This window comes from Levilactobacillus acidifarinae DSM 19394 = JCM 15949 (assembly GCF_001434835.1).
In the GTDB taxonomy this organism is placed as follows: domain Bacteria; phylum Bacillota; class Bacilli; order Lactobacillales; family Lactobacillaceae; genus Levilactobacillus; species Levilactobacillus acidifarinae.
The window spans coordinates 16122-33217 of sequence record NZ_AZDV01000001.1 but is presented as its reverse complement, the minus strand read 5'-3'; the positions used below and the strand labels follow the sequence as shown (position 1 = coordinate 33217).

The window sequence follows — 17096 nt, the reverse complement described above, 5'->3', positions numbered from 1 at the left end:
GCTTTCTGAAAATTATGTTTTAGTAACCGGCTTTTTTAGCAGCTGGCTTACCAGTTAAGATTGCAACCGTTGCACTAACCCCTAAGCGACTAGCGCCGGCATCGATCATGGCTAAAGCTTCTTCCTTGCTGTGAATCCCACCGGAAGCCTTAACGCCTAAGCGGTCACCGACCGTTTCGCGCATCAACTTCACGTCGTCTAACTTCGCACCGGCCGTAGAGAACCCAGTGGACGTCTTGACAAAGTCGGCGCCAGCCTTTTCACTTAATTGGCAAGCCTTCACGATTTCGTCCTTAGTCAGGAGGCAAGTTTCCAAGATAACCTTGAGCAATTTACCCTTGGCGTGAACGGCGTTAGCCAAGCCTTCGATATCTTCTTCAACGACCTCGAAGTTACCCGACTTCATTTCGCCAACGTTCAAAACCATGTCGATTTCTTCGGCCCCTTGGTCGATAGCCGTGGTGGCTTCGAAGATTTCACTTTCCGTAGCCATGGCCCCTAGTGGGAAACCGACAACGGCAATTGGGTTCACCGTGCTGTCTTTTAATTGCTCAGCAACGAACGGAATCCAGTAAGAGTTGACACAAACGGAAGCGGTGTTAAATTGCTTGGCTTCTTCGCAGGTTTGGCGAATGGAAGCTTCGGTAGCGTCTGCCTTCAAGTTAGTGTGGTCAATGTATTTTGCGAGTTGTTCAGTGGTTAATGTCATTAGTATGAAACCCCTTTCATTTGTCACCAATAATATACCTAATTTTTGCACGTTTGTAAAGCGCTTTCTTGAAATTCTGTTCAAATCAGAACCTAATTGTGGATAAATTCACAGCTTCTTTACATACGTTTATCGGTTTACCTGCACACGATAAGCGTTGATGGTGCGGGATTCTTAACGGGAAATTTGCAGCACCAATTGCCAGGTAAAAAAGTGATTGGGGTTAGTTTATTTTTTAAAAAGTTTTTTTATTGCGGTTGCTTTTGATTAACCATCCGTAACGTTTCTACGTTTTGATCAAACCAAAAAGAGATTCTGGCACCACCTTTAACAGTGGTGCCAGAACCTCTAAAATGGACCATTTTTACATACGGGGAACACGCCGGCAGAGCAATCGATTCGATGTAGAAAAAAGAATCATCCCCACACGTGTGGGGAATACTTTCCGGTGAAACTGCAAAGGACACCGAACATGGAATCACCCCCACACGTGTGGGGAATACCATGAAATGGTTTGACGCGTTAATCAATGTTGAGAATCACCCCCACACGTGTGGGGAATACACATGCAAATAACCGATTCAAACGATGTTAACAGAATCACCCCCACACGTGTGGGGAATACTTCCGTCCGGGGAGCTTGCACTAGTTCCCGATGAGAATCACCCCCACACGTGTGGGGAATACGCATTAACACGATTAGCTGATAACCCCGCCCAGGAATCACCCCCACACGTGTGGGGAATACTCGGTCCACATCGCTTGTACATCGTCTTACATGGAATCACCCCCACACGTGTGGGGAATACTTACCCTTAGCGACCATTCTGTCCATGCGTGTAGAATCACCCCCACACGTGTGGGGAATACTGAACGTCTAAAGAGCCACAGTGGATAACCCAGGAATCACCCCCACACGTGTGGGGAATACATGAACTTTCCAAATTAGCTGATATTTTTGAAGGAATCACCCCCACACGTGTGGGGAATACCTAATCCAGCTCAGTTCGCTTCTAAGGGCCGTAGAATCACCCCCACACGTGTGGGGAATACTCACCACCCTCTGTTTGCCACAGTTTATTACCAGAATCACCCCCACACGTGTGGGGAATACAAACTCGTCCGGGGTAAAATTATCCATAACCTGGAATCACCCCCACACGTGTGGGGAATACTTTTTGGAAAAGTTCCAAACGTTTTCAAACTTAGAATCACCCCCACACGTGTGGGGAATACACCCCTCAAAGTTAAGCTCGGTTAATTCCTTGAGAATCACCCCCACACGTGTGGGGAATACGCTGTAGCCACAATGTACCCGGCGACATCTTTGGAATCACCCCCACACGTGTGGGGAATACATTAAACTATAGATATAGCCGTGCCGACCACAAGAATCACCCCCACACGTGTGGGGAATACAGATTATTCGTAGTGGTAATCATTTTAGGATTGGAATCACCCCCACACGTGTGGGGAATACCTCGTAGACCAGGCCTTCGCCAGCCGCCCATAGGAATCACCCCCACACGTGTGGGGAATACATCGTGAGGGCGTTTAGATAGTTGCCGTTGACGGAATCACCCCCACACGTGTGGGGAATAGTTACTTGTCTCGATACTAATAGAATACGCCTGAGAATCACCCCCACACGTGTGGGGAATACCGGTTAAGGCGCTGAATTAACGGGCCAATGTCGGAATCACCCCCACACGTGTGGGGAATACAGTGCCTTGAATGCCTTGGCAACTCGTTCATAGGAATCACCCCCACACGTGTGGGGAATACTATAAAATCAGCCGCAAGCTCAGTCGGTGCAAGGAATCACCCCCACACGTGTGGGGAATACACGACGAGGAGAACCCGCGCAATTGGGAAGTCAGAATCACCCCCACACGTGTGGGGAATACAAAAGCCTAGGGGGCAACTGTCACGGCGAACAGGAATCACCCCCACACGTGTGGGGAATACTATTGTGGTATAATAGAAACATTGAGGAGATGGGAATCACCCCCACACGTGTGGGGAATACCAGCAGATTACCAAATGAAAGCTTCTCACCGTGGAATCACCCCCACACGTGTGGGGAATACACTAAACAAATCCCGTTGTAGCAGCGTCCATAGATTCTAAAACACCCGTTTTTCATTAACTTACATTTTTAATTCTACATAACTCAGCTTTCCATCACAACTTACACCTCCTATAAACTTAGTTATGACTTTAGTCTCTAGTCAAGCTCCCCCCTCCAAGCTGATCCCATCAAAAATGCCGCTGATCAAGACGACCAAACGGCATTTTTAACACATTTTCTAGCTTTTAATGGTTTCTTGGTTGGATGTCTCTGTGGTTACTTCCATGCGGGTAATTGGCACGGCATTGGTCAGGTTGTCCATTACCGGACAGGTCCCCTCAGCGAACTCCATGAAGTCATGACTGGCCTGCCGCGTCTCGTCGGTATCGTAATGGACCGATACTAAGATTCGGTTCAACCCAGGTCGGTCAGTATCCTCCTCTTGGCCTTCCAAGGTAAAGTACACGCTACGATAACTAAATTTTTCTCGTTCATGAAAGGAAGCCATCACAATGGACTCACAAGCCCCCAATGAAGCCAAAATCCCTTCAAGCGGCGAAATCGCTGTAGTGGAGTTTGGTGAAAAGCTGAGCATAAAGTCGCGAACAGAAGCTTGGTACAGATTTGGCGTTGCAGTACTGGTAACGGTTGCTTTAAAAGTTTCTAAGGTCATGGTCAGCTCCTCCTTTAGACGATTTCAACTTGGTTCAATTCGACATCAATTCCCAGCTTTAACATGTCTACCAACGGGCACGCGGCTTCCACAGCGTCCATGAAATGCCTACAGGCTTCTGGAGTAGCGTCGGTATCGAAGACGACGCCAAACCGAATTGCTTGAAAACCGTTTCGAATTTCGGGATCACCCATGAAACCGGCCGCATCTAAATCCCCTTCGAGATTCACGGTCATTTGACGATAAGTAAAATGGTGTGCTGGAGCTAACCGAGCAGCGGTCTCTTGGAGAGAAGCACCCAGCGAGCAAAGTTCCAGCTCAACCGGGTTCATCCCTGCATTGGAGCCACCCAAATTGGCTGGCTCATCAAAGGTATGGTGAATTCCTCGCGAGTGAGTATCCACCTGCAAACTCGTATTTGTTTTTCTGGCCGAGGCATAAGTTCTCTTCATCGAAAATCACTCCTTAACCGAATTTTATAAGCGCTTACATCTTCATTATACGGGCAAACCGTTCAAAGTCAATAGTTAGCTAACTATCCATTTACGTCTTAAAAATGCTATAATCGAGGCATTAATAAGTAGGTGACTAAATATGACAACAACCCAATTCGACCTAGATAGCTGTTTACTGTGCATGACTGCCAGGAGCAGTAAACTGTTTGCTAAAAAATTCAATTTGGCTCTGCAACCTTTTGGCCTGACCAAGAGTACTTGGACAGCAATTTATTATATTGATAAACATGAGCAAATCAATCAAAAAGCCTTGGCAGAATTACTGGGAATTAAGGGCCCCAGCCTAGTCAAAATCATTGCTCAACTACAGCTTGCGCAACTCATCAAAGTTACCCCCAGCCCTATCGACAAACGAGAACGCTTGCTCACTCTCACCCCCGCAGGTTTGACACGGTTGAATGATGGATTACCATTAGCTGGAGAATTCCAACAACAAGTCACTCATGGAATTACCCAGGCTGACCTCGATATCGCAGCTACGGTCATGACCCAAATGTTGGAAAATGCTGAACAGCTTTAAAAAACTCGTGATTTCCATTTCCAGAAATCACGAGTTTTTAGAGTCGACATTCAAAAAGTCGTGCCAACGTATCTCCCACATCTTGATAATGCAGGGTCCGTTCCTGAGTGAAGATGAAGCCATTTTTGACATAAAGCTTTTCGGCCGGAACATTTCCCGCCATCACATCGAGGTGAACGACCCGGCGACCCTGATCACGCAAAGTCTGCAAAATCGCCTGTAGCATCGCCGACGAAATTCCCTGCCCCCGAAAATCGGGATGGACGGCAAAAAGATGTAAAATCGCCACATCCTCATCCGCTACGGAAAAAGTCCATGGAACACTACGATAATCGGCCTGCTCTCCGCGAGTCACGCGTCCCGCAGCAACCAGTTGTCCGTCTTGAAAGCCGCCGATCATCTGACCCTGATGACTCATGCTCACAAGATCCACCGAGTTGGGATAGACACCCCAATGCCAATCCGGACTATAGGTATCATGGGTTTGTTGGGCACAAACCACTTGATAAAATTGGCTGAGCTGTGGCCCATCAGCAGTGGTTAAAAAATGAACATCTAACATGAAAGACCCTCCTGTCGTAACTTTTACAACTAATCCATTAGCCCATATTTTACTGAGGTAATCGCCAATTTACAATTTATTTTCCAATGAAAAAGCCCATTTCCGGCCGCAATCTAGCCGAAAATGAGCTTTTTAACATGTTTGGAGGAGGAAGATTAATCTACGTAGTTGGTGTTACCCGTATCCGTAGACGTGGTTGGCGCATCACCGGTCTTGGTAGTGACCGTGTAGTAAGCCGTGACAGCATCACCGTACTTAGTAGCGCTGTTAGCGGTCTTCGTCGTAGCAGCATCGAAGGTGTAGACCTTGTAAGTCTTGTTCCCGTCGGAATCGGTTTGGGTTGCACCAGTTAAGGTATTCAACTTACCAGACGTGAAGACGGACGCGGTACTGATGTCGATGGTGTCATCGGCGTTACCCGTGAAGGCTTCTTGTTCCGTCGTGGTCAAGGATGGGAAAGCCTTGTCCGCTAAGCTAGCAGCGGTGATTGTGGCCGTATCCGTGGTGGAAGACCCTTCGGACTTGAAAGTGACCTTAGACGTTGCCGCCTTAGCGACCTTCACCTGGATCGTACTCCCGTATTTAGCGGAAGTTAAACTAGAATCCGTCACCGCGTAGCCGGATGGCACGTTAGACGTGATGTAGCTGTTCAGAGAGGTTAAATCACTGGTCCCTAAAGCGGCCCCTTCGGTCGTATCACTAGTTGAAGTGACCCAAGTTTGGCTTGAACCAACGGCACTGTAGTTAGCGTCCACGTACTTCACCGTCACGCTGTTACTGCTAGTCGCCGTTGCGGAAGGTGCCGTAGTGGTCAAGCCACCCGCGTAAATCCAGCCGGTGATGGCGGAATTACTAGTGTCGGTGACGTGGTAGTACAGAGAACCTTCACGCGTCTTAGTTGCGGCCTGGTCGATCGTAAACTTGTCGGTTTTGGCAGAGTTGTAAAGACTTACCTTGCTGGCCTTGTACTGCGTGTACTTAGGCGCCGTCCAGATCGTATTTGCGGACGTATTCTTCAGGTAGTAGTTCTTGGTTTGCGTTGGCATCGTGGCACTCGTCGTGGTCGTGGCAGACTTGATCCCACCGGCGAAGGCTGAAGTGGAGGCCCCACCGTAGATGTAACCACGGTACTTACCGTCCATAGAAACAACCTTGTAGTAAACGGAACCCCGGTTAGTCGTCTTCACCCCGTAAGCACGGAAGTAGTTCGCTGAGGTCTTGGAAGAGGCAAAAGTCGCCATCTTGGCCTTGGAAGCCACAACCTTGGCACCTTTGACCGTTCCCGGCTTAGTGTATAAGGCGTTGGTCCCGGTAGATTCAACGTTCCGGGAAGTAGCGGCCGTGGTTAATGATTGGTACGCGCCCGCGGTGGCGTAAGATTTGGCACTAGCGGTTGAAGTGGTAGCCACCGTTGCGACGGCCCCAAAACTTAGAGCCGCTAAGCCTAAGTATAATGACTTGGATAAGCTTGATTTCATATCTAAAAATCCTCCTTGATATAAATGCCTTTGTTCTAACGAACGAGGTTAGTATAGCAAAGAAAATTCGGGAAAAACCGGCTGTAACAAATCCTTAATCTCTTTAAGATTTCATATAGGAAAATAAACGACCCGTTAATCGCTGAGTTAGCGGTAGCCGGCTATAAGATGAATTCCTATGTAGGTTCAGGTCTCTAGTTAGTGAAAACGGTTATCTGTATGAAGTAGTATTTTAATGACGTTTCCTTAAAGGGAACTTAACGGTGACACGCAACTGTAACCTAAAATCCAAAATAACAAAAAAGTGACTACTCACCATTGAATAGTCACCCACCATAAACTGGTCCTTAAATTCCTAAGTATCGGATATCAGCTGTTATTATTTTTAATTTCTTAGCGTTAGTTTTTCAATCAATAAAATCACTAACAGGAAAATGAATATGTACATGGCCCGATCACGTTTTTTCCGTAGTTGCGCCATCCGTTCCTCGTGATCACTCATCACCATAACCTCCCAAAAATGTTTAATATCCGTAAAGAACACCAAAAAATCTCGCTAAAAACAGCCCCACACCTGTGGGGAATACTAAACAAATCCCACCAAATCAGCATTCTAAAACGCTAGGTTGGTCGTTTTTCACTAGCTTACAATTTCATTTTACTAATTCGCCGTTTTCAGTTCAACGGAAACCACTTACTAAATTTTTTGTTGAATATCGTCAATGGTCACGACCAACACGGCTCGAATCCAGTCAAATTGCGCTTTCATCCGCTCAAAGTTGGCCCCGCTGGTTTCAAAAATCCCCGTCCCGTGAATGTGATACCCACACCCCAGCCCCTGGGTCCCTTCGACCTTATGACTGCCAATCGTGACGGTCACGTGATTGTCCGTCTGAAAATCATTTTCGATAGAGTGCATCCCCGCCGACGGAATCAGCAACGTCTGATTGTCCAGCACATTGATGTAGTGGCTCCACGTGTTGACCACGCTAGCCGGCTGTGCGTTGATGGTCACGATGGTGGCCGGGGTTTCATCCTTGATGACATCTAAAAATTTTTGATCCATTATCCTTCACTCCTTAATTGGTTGGCTGAAATTAAATTTTAGATAACACATTGATTTTACGTTAGACAAATGATTTTGTCGATTGGTCTCTGAAATGACAGCGCTTACGTGATACACTAAGGATAATCGCCATAGAAAGGACCCTTGCTATGTCAAAATTGCTGGAACCCGTGCAACTTGCCAAACTATCACTTAAAAATCGAGTAGTCATGTCACCTATGTGCCTGTACGCCGTGGCCCAAGAAGATGGCGAATTGACGCCCATCCACTACGCCCACTATCTGACCCGCGCCATGGGGCAAGTTGGCCTCATCATCCTAGAAGCCACCGCGGTAACCCCTGACGGTCGGATCACCAAAAACGATCTCGGTCTCTGGAATGACGCTCAGACCACTAAACTACGTGACCTGGTCACCGACCTCCACCAACTTGGAACCAAAGTCGGTGTTCAACTGAACCACGCTGGACGGAAAGCCGTTGACGCAGTGACCCCAGTGGCGCCCAGTGAACAACGCTATAGCCCCGATTACCGGCAACCCCACGCTTTAACGATTGCCGAAATTCACGGCATTGTCGCGGACTTTCGGTCGGCCGCCAAGCGCGCGACTGCGGCGGGGGTGGACGTCATTGATATTCACGGTGCCCACGGTTACCTGATCGATCAATTTCTCTCACCGGTGGTCAACCAACGTCACGATCCCTATGGCGGCTCCTTACGCGACCGGTATCGGCTCCTGCATGAAATCGTTACCGCGATCCGTGAAGAATTTTCCGGCTCGCTGTGGACGCGACTATCCCTCACCGACTACCAGACTAGCACCCAACAAAACTCACTTTCCGAGTGGCAGCGGGTTGCCCAATGGTTGGAGGCCGATGGCGTTGACTTGCTCGATGCGTCGACCGGGGGATTATTCCCACTAAAACCCAACTTCCCGGTTCACGACGGCTACCAAACCAAATTTGCCACCAAACTTAAACACGCAGTCGACATCCCCGTTTCCACGGTCGGCCTACTGGACAACCCGGGTCTGTGCGAGTACGTCCTACAGAATCATCAAGCGGACCTGATTTTAGAGGGGCGCGCCCTCTTACGTAACCCAAATTGGGTCGCCACCGCGGACCTGGCACTACACGACCATCACTTAAAGCGTGACACCTTTAACCAATCGTACTACCGCGGCATGAACGAACGGTAGTAGACCAAAAAAGCAGCCTTCTCAGTTCGAGAAAGCTGCTTTTAGCTTGGAAACGAAAATAAATTTAGTCGTTTTATGCTCAAAACATCCCAAAAACTACCGTGCCAATACCCGTTTTAACTCTTCATAAAAGTTTTCATGTGACCCGGCCAAAAAGATAACGACGATATCCCCCACATCATCGATAGTATACGCCATTCGATAGGTCACCTGAGCATACCGAAAGCCTTGGGTGAAGAACTCACTCAAATCGCCTCGTTTAGCAAGCCCCTTATCCGGGTGATTAGCGATTTCATCGTAAATCACATTAAGACATTTCTTCTTTAATTGTTGATCCTTCTGCTTCTTCAAAAACTTAATCACTCGCTTAGCAAGCCGAACTTTATAGGCCAATTTGCTTTGCCGCCTCCGCTTTAGTTAAGGTCGGAGCCTGCGCCGCTTGCGTGATTAACTTATCCATCGCAGCTGGGATTTTTTTCTTCATCGCCTTAAATTCTTCAATCAATTTCTGACCTTGATAACCTTGGTCCACCAAGTCCTGGAGAATTTCTTCATCAAAATCAAAAAAGTCATCTTCATCCACAAACTCATAAAAAATACCCTCACTGGTGAGTCGCGGTTTGACGACTGTTCCCACCTTGATATTAAAGGACTTCGGCACCGTTAGCACGATGGCGTTCCCTTGCTTGCGCGCTTTTGTGGTTTCCATTTTGCTCACCTCACTGAGATTATGCCATGATTGTTTAGTCATTACAAGTAATGACTTTTTAGGTTAATTAGTCAAAAAAAGTAGCCTTCCCATTCGAGAAAGCTACTTTTTGACTAACATATTCAGAACTACTGTTTTACCAGCACCGTGACGCTTTCCACGTGTGGCGTTTGTGGGAATTGGTCGACCGGCTGGATGTCGCCGTCGATGGCGTAACCCAATTCCTGGAAGTGCGCGACGTCGCGCACCAGCGTAGCCGGGTTGCAGCTGACGTAGACGACCTTCTTGGGGCCCATCTTCGCCGCACTGTCGATTAGGCTGGGCGCCAGTCCCTTACGCGGTGGATCGACTACGATGACGTCCGGCTTGACGCCGGCTTCTTGCCATTGGGCCATCTGGTCTTCGGCCTTGTTAACGGCGAATTCCACGTTGGTCAAATGGTTCTTTTGCGCGTTGATCTTCGCGTCTTCGATGGCTTCGGGGACAATTTCCACCCCGTAGACCTGTTTGGCGTGCTTGGCTAAAGCCAGGGAAATGGTCCCAATCCCACAGTACGCGTCGATGACCGTTTCGTTACCCGTCAGGCCGGCCTTGTCGATGGCCATCTGGTAGAGCTTTTCGGTCTGTTGCGGGTTAACTTGGTAGAACGACCGCGACGAAATGGCAAACGTCAGGCCCATCAAGGTATCTTCGATGGTTGGCTTGCCGTACAGCACCCGCGTCACGTTGCCCATGATCACGTTGGTCCGCTTGGCGTTGACGTTTAAGATGATACTGGTCACTTCCGGTAAGGCCGCGTGGATCTGTTCCACCAGTTGGGCCTGACTTGGCAGCTTCTGTTGCCGACTGATCAGTACGATCATCATCTCGTGGCTGTAGTAGCCCCGCCGGACCATCACGTTACGGATGACGCCCTTGTCGTTGATTTCGTCGTAGGCCGGAATTTCAAATTGCCGTAGTAAATCGCGGACCTTGACGATGGCCTTGTCGATTTCGGGATCTTGGATGTAGAAATCGGTCAATGGAATCAGTTCGTGACTGTGTTGGCGGTAAAACCCGGTTTCGAGTTGGCCCTTGACCGTCCGCACGGGTACTTGCGCCTTGTTGCGGTACTGGGTTGGGTGAGCCATCCCCAGCGTCGGTGCCACGTTGACGTCGATGTGGGCCTTATTGAAGAGTTCGGCCAGCTGGTGTTGCTTGAAGATCAATTGGGCCGGGTACGCCAAGTGTTGTAGCGGCGCAATCCCGGTCTGCCGGTAGGTCTTGTCGACGTCTTCGACCCGGTCGGGCGACTTGGTCTGCCAAGCCACCACGCGGGCGAAACCGTAGTGTTTTTGAACCTTGGTGACCTGAATCGTCACCTGTTCGCCCGGTAAGGCGTTTTCGATAAACAGGGTGAAGTCATCGACCTTAGCGACTCCCATCCCCTGATAAGTCAGGTCAGCGATGGTCACGTCGAGTCGTTGGTTCTTAGTTACTGGTGCTGTGATTTTCATTAAATTACCTCATAAATTGATTAGACGTTAGAAAAGGGACTTTGCCCTATTATCACGCAAAATCCCTTTCCCGTAAACTTTTTAACTTTACAAACTATTTTGTGGCGTCCGCCGGCAGGTCCTGGACCTGCTTGACGAACTTCTCTTCGGCCGCTAACATCTCGGCCGTTTCGCTAGTGACCGCGTGATCCGGGATGGCGTCGAGGTTGGCAAACATCTCGATGTGTTGTTTCAAATTACGAAACTTCATCGGCGCGTCGCCACCGTATTCGCCGTCCAGGTTGATCATCATCCGGTCCTTGACCGGCCGGGCGGTGACCTTGTTGGTCTTCACGTAGATGATGTGCGGGTCGTTGATGTGCCGACCACCGTTTAAGACCAAGCCCATCAGCCGGAGAATTTCCGGCAGACTAGCGGTCTTGACGATGATCATGGTGAACTTCCCGTCGTCTAACGCCGCGTCGGGCACGATTTGCTCGAACCCGCCAATGGAGTTGGTCAACGCCAGCAAGAACATCGAGGCCTTACCCCGGAAATGGCCACCGTCGTAGGTCAGGTCCATTTCGATGGGCTTGATCTGCGGCAATAACTCGGCACCCTTCACCAGGTACGCCAGGTAACCGAAGATCGACTTCAGGTTCGACGGCACGTCGTAGGTGAGCTCGGTGAGTAACCCCCCGCCCGCGATGTTGATGAAGTACTGTTCACTGGCTTGGCCAATGTCCATTTTAATGGTTTGATCCTTGAGTACCACTTTAGCCGCGGCTAAGGGGTCTTCGCGCGGAATGTGTAAGGCCCGCGCGTAGTCGTTGGTGGTGCCGGCCGGGATGATGGCCATCTTCGGTCGGTGCGGCAGCCCGGCGATGCCGTTAACCACTTGGTTAATGGTCCCGTCGCCGCCCGCCGCCACGATTAATTCAAACCCCGCTTTGGCCGCCCGGGTCGCTTCGGCCTGAGCCGAGTTAGGCGCCGGGGTGGTCGCGTAGGCGCTGGTTTCATAACCCGCCTGTTCGAACACCGCTAAGATGTCGATTAAATCTTTCTTTAACGCCTCGCGGCCTGAGGTTGGGTTATAAATGACCCGTGCCCGTTTACGCATGTTTGGTGCCTCCGTGTTTTCTCTAGTGATTCAAAGCCGCCATCAAGAGCTTGTTGACGACTTGCGGGTTGGCTTGCCCGTGCGTTTGCTTCATGATTTGACCCACGAGGTAACCCACGGCCCGTTTCTTCCCGTTGTTAAAGTCTTCGATGGATTGGGGATTTTGGTCCAAAATGTCATCGATGATCGGTTGGAGCTTGGCTGGATCGGATAATTGAACCAACCCGTGCTTTTCGACGAAGGCTTTCGGTTCTTCACCGTTAGTCACGGCCTTGAAGACCTTCTTGGCCATCTTCGTGGAAATCGTCCCGTCGGAAATGAGGTTAATCATACCCGCTAAGTTGGCTGGCGTCAACTTAGTCTTGGCCAAATCAACCTGGTTATCGTTCAGGTAGGCGTTCACGTCCCCTTGCAGGTAGTTGGCGGCCATCTTCGGGTCGGCCTTCAAGTCGACCATTTCGTTGAAGAAGTCGGACATTTCCTTGGTCTGCGTGATGACCATGGCGTCGTAGTCCGTCAAGCCGAGGTCGTTAACGTAGCGTTCCCGCCGGTCGGTTGGCATTTCGGGCATGGCTTCGTCGAGTTGCTTGATCCACTCGTCGGAAATGTTTAGGGCGGGTAAGTCGGGTTCTGGGAAGTAACGGTAATCGTCGGAGCCTTCCTTGACCCGCATCAGGATCGTTTCACCGGTCTTTTCGTCAAACCGCCGCGTTTCCTGGCGCACAGAGCCGCCGGACATCAGCACTTGTTGTTGGCGCTTTTCTTCGTATTCCAACCCGCGCTTAACGTAGTTGAAGGAGTTCAAGTTCTTTAATTCGGTCTTGGTCCCAAACTTATCTTGGCCCACGGGACGCACGGAAATGTTGACGTCGACCCGCATCGAGCCTTCTTCCATCTTCACGTCGGAGATCCCGGTAAATTGGATCCGTTGACGTAAGGCTTCCAGATAAGCGTAGGCTTCGGCTGGCGAGGCAATGTCAGGCTTGGACACGATTTCAATCAGCGGCGTCCCCTGCCGGTTCAAATCGACGTAGGAGTGGTCGCGTTCGTGGGTGTTCTTCCCGGCATCTTCTTCAACGTGCATTTCGGCAATCCCGATTTTTTTCTTCACGCCGTCGATATCGATTTCGACCCAGCCATCGTGACCGATGGGCTTGTCGGCTTGCGTGATTTGGTAAGCCTTCGGGTTATCGGGGTAGAAGTAGTTCTTTCGGTCGAAGTGGGTGTGTTGTTCAACCGTCGCGTGTAAGGCTAACGCGGCGATGATCCCGTCGGCCACGACGCCCTTGTTGGTCGTCGGTAAGACCCCGGGGTAACCCCAGTCGATGACGTTGGTGTTCGCGTTGGGATCGTCCCCAAATTCAACGGGCGACGGACTAAAGATTTTCGAGTTCGTCTTTAATTCCACGTGGACTTCCAGTCCAATGGTGGTTTCAAAATTCATTAGTTTTGGCCTCCTAACGCGGGTACTTTGGTGTGAAATTCGGTGTTTTGTTCGAAGGCGTACCCGGCCTTGTAAAGCGTGCTTTCGTCAAACGGCCGCCCAATCAGCTGCATACCGACGGGTAATCCGTTACTGAAGCCGGCTGGCAGGGATAACCCTGGCAAGCCCGCTAAGTTCACCGGAATGGTCAAGATATCGTTCATGTACATGGTCAGTGGGTCGGAAATTTCGGCTCCAATGTTGAAGGCTGGCGTTGGCGCCACCGGACCCATGATGAAATCGTGGTCTTTCAAGATGGCCTTGAAGTCGTTTAAGATCACGGTCCGCACCTTGGCAGCCTTCAAGAAGTAGGCGTCGTAGAACCCGGCGGATAACGAGAAGGTCCCTAACATGATCCGGCGCTTGACTTCGGCACCGAAGCCTTCGGAACGTGACTTCACGTAAACGTCTTCCAGGTTCTTCACGTCTTTAGCGCGGTAGCCGTAGCGGATCCCGTCAAACCGTTGGAGGTTCGAGGACGCTTCGGACGAGGCGATGATGTAGTAAGCGGCGACCCCGTACTTGTTATGTGGTAAGGAGACTTCGTCGACCGTGGCACCTAACTTGCGGTAGGTGTCCGCGGCGGCCAAGATGGCTTGCTTCACGTCGTCGTTGATCCCGTCGGCTAAGAATTCCTTAGGTAAGCCGATGTGCATCCCCTTAACGCTGGTAGCGGCGGTTAAGTCGGCCGCAAAGTTTGGCACGGCCTTGTCGGAGCTGGTCAGATCGTGATCATCGTGACCGGCAATGGCGCTGAGTAGCATGGCGTTGTCCTTGACGGAACGGGTCATCGGGCCGATGGCGTCAAAACTTGAGCCAAAGGCGATCAGGCCCCACCGAGAAACCCGGCCGTACGTGGGCTTCATGCCGACAATCCCGTTAAAGGAAGCCGGTTGGCGAATGGAGCCACCGGTATCGGTCCCCAAAGCAGCGGGCACCATCCCAGCCGCAACGGCGGCCGCAGACCCACCCGAAGAGCCACCGGGCACCTTGGTTTGGTCCCAGGCGTTCTTGGTGGTCTTGAAGGCGGAGTTTTCCGTCGAGCCCCCCATGGCGAATTCGTCCAGGTTGGTCTTGCCGACCGGCACCATCTTGGCGTCAGCTAGCTTGCTAACTACCGTGGCGTCGTAGACCGGCGTGAAGTTTTCGAGCATCTTGGACGCCGCCGTGGTCGGTTCGTCCTTGGTCACCAGGTTGTCCTTTAAAGCCAGCGGAATCCCGGCTAAGGGTTGGTCGTCGCTAATCCCGGCTTGGTCGAGCGCTGCGGCTTGGGCCAGGGCTTGGTCTTCGTTTAAATGTAAAAAGGCGTCGATCTTAGGATCGGTCGCTTTAATGTTCTCGAACGTGGCTTGCGTCAGTTCCTTGGCACTCATTTTCTTGGCCACCAAGTCCGCGTGTAAGCTAGCGAGATCTTGCTTGAAATAGTCCATAAATTGTTTAATCCTCGCTTTCGTCGATGATGGTTGGCACCTTGATGTAGCCGCGTGCGGCGTCGGGTGCGTTCTTTAAGAGTGCGGCACTTTGTCCCCAGTTATCGGCGACATCCTCGCGCATCACGTTAATCTGATCCGTGACGTTGGTGGTTGGTGCCACGTTGTCGGTATCCACTTCACTCAACGACTCGAATAACCCAATAATATCGTCAAGTTGTGGGGTTAAGGCGTCCAATTGGTCGTCCGTAAACTCAAGCTTGGCCAGTTCGGCCACGTGCTTAACCTGTTCACGATTGATACGATTAGCCATCAATTTGTCCCTCTTTCTAATTTATCCGTGACGTGTGGATTGTGGTGCGTTGACCGCCACCGTTGCGGGACTTATCTCCCCACAACCAAATCTCTCGCAATTTGTAAAACCCACCCGTCTGTCCGTCGTCCCCCGGTTACTAATGGGCCGGGGCCCGACGTGTAAACACACATTGCTATTCTACCATAGAACCGCAGGCGACCAAAACGAACTCATCAAAAATATTTAGCCAGGAGGACGACCACGGGAACTTCGTCAAATTCATGTGGTGTCACATTACTCTGACACGTAATGATTCGGGCCACAACACTTGCAAATCTCGCTATTAAAACAACTCCCCCCGACCATCAGTTTTGTGTGGAGCGGAGCCGACTGGCGACTGATAGTGAAATGATGGTTAGTCAGCGTTCTAGGCTGGCTTACCATCAGGTCGATTTCTGGAGACTCGCGGGCTTCGAGGCTTCAGAAACGTGCCCACTATCAGTCGCTTGCTCGGCGGAGTGAAATGACTATCCACGTCCACGCCCTTTCCAGCCCATTTTAACTTGACCGGAAGTCCCAAAAAACTCACCCCAGCAAAAAACGGTCGCCCCAGCGGACGACCGTTCATATTCGGTTTAATAACTGTTAAAGACGTGACTGGTGAACTTCTTTTCGTTCTTCGCCCGCGACAGGAAGCTTTGAATCCCATCCGTCGACGACACGGTAATATCAATTGGCACCCCGGACGGCAGGTACTTTTGCGCCGTGGTCTGCAGATACTGCGTGAAATTGATAATTTCCGTTTGACTGTAGAATTGCGTGGTAATGTTCACGTGCATCCCGGCCAACGACTTTCCGTCGTACTGGGCTTGCGCCGTGACCCCACTCAAGTTCGGGAAGAAGTTCTCCACCTGACTCTTGAAGTTGGAGAAGGAGCTGGCATCGTTACTGTTCGGGCTACTCTGGCCGCTAGACAGCGGGAAGGTGTAGTTCTTCACGTTCAACGGCGTCCACTTAGAAACGCTGGTACTACCCGCCTTGTTGGTCGAGTAGACCAGGAAGTTCCCCCCAATCAGGCTATCGTTCGAGGCCTGACGGTAAACGGCGATCACGATCGGCACGTTCTTCAACGCCGACTTTTGCCGGAGCCGTTTCAGAACCGTGTTGGCCGCACTCTTGGCGTAGGCCTCGCCCTGCGCCTGGGTGATCTTGGTCTCGTAGGTCGCCCCGTACTGAGTCTTCTTGTAGTAATCCACGGAGTTGACCGCGATCCCGATGGTCACCCCACCCAAGGAGAGCTTATTGTTCTTCTGGGTCATGTAGTCCTGTTCTTCTAAGGCCTGGATATAAATCGGATTCCGCTTCGTTGCCGACTTCGAGCCGTTATCCGTGGGGTTTAACCCCGTCGTGTTGGACTTCGACTTACGGTCCAACCAGTTTTGCACCGTGGTACTACTCAGGTATTGGCCTTCCTGGAAGACGTACTTCTTGGTGGAGAAGACCTTCTTGGAAACGCTCAACATCCCGTTTTCAAAACTCTTCAGGTTGTAGGTGTTCCCGGAGTCTTGGGTGTTGGTCACGCCCCGCGACTTGCTGACCTGATAGTGGCCACTTTGAATGACCCCTTCATAATCACTGTCGGTCGATTGCCCCGTTAACTGGGTGCTGCCCGACTTACTCGAGCCCGAATTAGTCGACATGCTCGAATTGCTCAAATCACCACAACCCGCCAAAATCAAGGGGACGGCGGCTAAAGCGATAAAGGTTCGTAACCGTTTCACGATTGTTTCCTCC

16 protein-coding genes and 1 CRISPR repeat array are annotated in these 17096 nt (G+C 50.7%); of the genes, 2 read left to right on the top strand and 14 right to left on the bottom strand.

The features are described from left to right. Positions 1–19: 19 nt before the first annotated feature. The 3 genes from deoC to FD25_RS00135 all read right to left on the bottom strand — a co-directional run bounded on the left by deoC (position 20) and on the right by FD25_RS00135 (position 3905). Positions 20–709, bottom strand: a complete 690-nt coding sequence (gene deoC / locus FD25_RS00145) for a deoxyribose-phosphate aldolase (RefSeq protein WP_057800573.1) — start codon at positions 707–709, stop codon at positions 20–22. A 414-nt stretch (positions 710–1123) separates the two neighbouring features. Next, a CRISPR array of direct repeats spans positions 1124–2799; the repeat unit is 28 nt; unit sequence GAATCACCCCCACACGTGTGGGGAATAC. Between the two features lie 219 nt (positions 2800–3018). Continuing rightward, positions 3019–3453, bottom strand: a complete 435-nt coding sequence (locus FD25_RS00140) for an OsmC family protein (protein WP_057800572.1) — start codon at positions 3451–3453, stop codon at positions 3019–3021. Between the two features lie 14 nt (positions 3454–3467). Continuing rightward, entirely contained in the window at positions 3468–3905 is a 438-nt protein-coding gene (locus tag FD25_RS00135; RefSeq protein ID WP_057800571.1) for an OsmC family protein, read from the bottom strand. A gap of 142 nt (positions 3906–4047) precedes the next feature. Between FD25_RS00135 and FD25_RS00130 the strand changes: the two genes are divergently transcribed. Continuing rightward, positions 4048–4488, top strand: coding sequence for a MarR family winged helix-turn-helix transcriptional regulator (locus FD25_RS00130; RefSeq protein WP_057800570.1), 441 nt, complete (start codon positions 4048–4050; stop codon positions 4486–4488). Positions 4489–4525: 37 nt separating this feature from the next. Here the strand turns inward: FD25_RS00130 and FD25_RS00125 are convergent, their stop codons facing one another. The 3 genes from FD25_RS00125 to FD25_RS00115 form a co-directional block, all read right to left on the bottom strand. Then, positions 4526–5050 carry a GNAT family N-acetyltransferase gene (locus FD25_RS00125; protein ID WP_057800569.1) on the bottom strand — a complete coding sequence of 175 codons (525 nt, stop codon included), beginning with the start codon at positions 5048–5050 and terminating at the stop codon, positions 4526–4528. Positions 5051–5205: 155 nt separating this feature from the next. Continuing rightward, positions 5206–6528, bottom strand: a complete 1323-nt coding sequence (locus FD25_RS00120) for a hypothetical protein (RefSeq protein WP_057800568.1) — start codon at positions 6526–6528, stop codon at positions 5206–5208. 697 nt (positions 6529–7225) lie between these two features. Beyond that, positions 7226–7594 (bottom strand): pyridoxamine 5'-phosphate oxidase family protein, encoded by a 369-nt coding sequence (locus tag FD25_RS00115; protein WP_057800567.1) that lies wholly within the window; start codon positions 7592–7594, stop codon positions 7226–7228. A 149-nt stretch (positions 7595–7743) separates the two neighbouring features. On the opposite strand from FD25_RS00115, the gene FD25_RS00110 reads away from it, so the two are divergent. After that, a complete protein-coding gene (locus FD25_RS00110; protein WP_057800566.1) occupies positions 7744–8790 on the top strand; it encodes an oxidoreductase in 1047 nt (348 codons plus the stop codon). Positions 8791–8886: 96 nt separating this feature from the next. On the opposite strand, the gene FD25_RS00105 is transcribed toward FD25_RS00110, so the two are convergent. The 8 genes from FD25_RS00105 to FD25_RS00070 all read right to left on the bottom strand — a co-directional run bounded on the left by FD25_RS00105 (position 8887) and on the right by FD25_RS00070 (position 17083). Then, a complete protein-coding gene (locus tag FD25_RS00105) occupies positions 8887–9183 on the bottom strand; it encodes a type II toxin-antitoxin system RelE/ParE family toxin (RefSeq protein ID WP_057800565.1) in 297 nt (98 codons plus the stop codon). Beyond that, on the bottom strand, positions 9173–9499 hold the full coding sequence (locus tag FD25_RS00100; RefSeq protein WP_057800564.1) for a hypothetical protein: 327 nt from the start codon (positions 9497–9499) through the stop codon (positions 9173–9175). The genes FD25_RS00105 and FD25_RS00100 overlap by 11 nt, the downstream gene beginning before the upstream one ends. Positions 9500–9627: 128 nt before the next feature. Beyond that, a complete protein-coding gene (gene rlmD, locus FD25_RS00095) occupies positions 9628–10995 on the bottom strand; it encodes a 23S rRNA (uracil(1939)-C(5))-methyltransferase RlmD (RefSeq protein WP_057800563.1) in 1368 nt (455 codons plus the stop codon). A 94-nt stretch (positions 10996–11089) separates the two neighbouring features. Further along, the gene (locus FD25_RS00090; protein ID WP_057800562.1) at positions 11090–12094 is read right to left on the bottom strand and encodes a diacylglycerol kinase; all 1005 of its coding nucleotides are present in this window, start codon (positions 12092–12094) and stop codon (positions 11090–11092) included. A gap of 22 nt (positions 12095–12116) precedes the next feature. Further along, a complete protein-coding gene (gene gatB, locus FD25_RS00085) occupies positions 12117–13538 on the bottom strand; it encodes an Asp-tRNA(Asn)/Glu-tRNA(Gln) amidotransferase subunit GatB (protein ID WP_057800561.1) in 1422 nt (473 codons plus the stop codon). Then, complete coding sequence (gene gatA, locus FD25_RS00080) at positions 13538–15007, bottom strand: Asp-tRNA(Asn)/Glu-tRNA(Gln) amidotransferase subunit GatA (protein WP_057800560.1); 1470 nt, start codon at positions 15005–15007, stop codon at positions 13538–13540. The genes gatB and gatA overlap by 1 nt, the downstream gene beginning before the upstream one ends. Positions 15008–15014: 7 nt before the next feature. Further along, on the bottom strand, positions 15015–15320 hold the full coding sequence (gene gatC / locus FD25_RS00075; protein ID WP_057800559.1) for an Asp-tRNA(Asn)/Glu-tRNA(Gln) amidotransferase subunit GatC: 306 nt from the start codon (positions 15318–15320) through the stop codon (positions 15015–15017). Positions 15321–15937: 617 nt separating this feature from the next. Beyond that, positions 15938–17083 (bottom strand): CamS family sex pheromone protein, encoded by a 1146-nt coding sequence (locus FD25_RS00070; protein ID WP_057800558.1) that lies wholly within the window; start codon positions 17081–17083, stop codon positions 15938–15940. Positions 17084–17096: the final 13 nt, after the last annotated feature.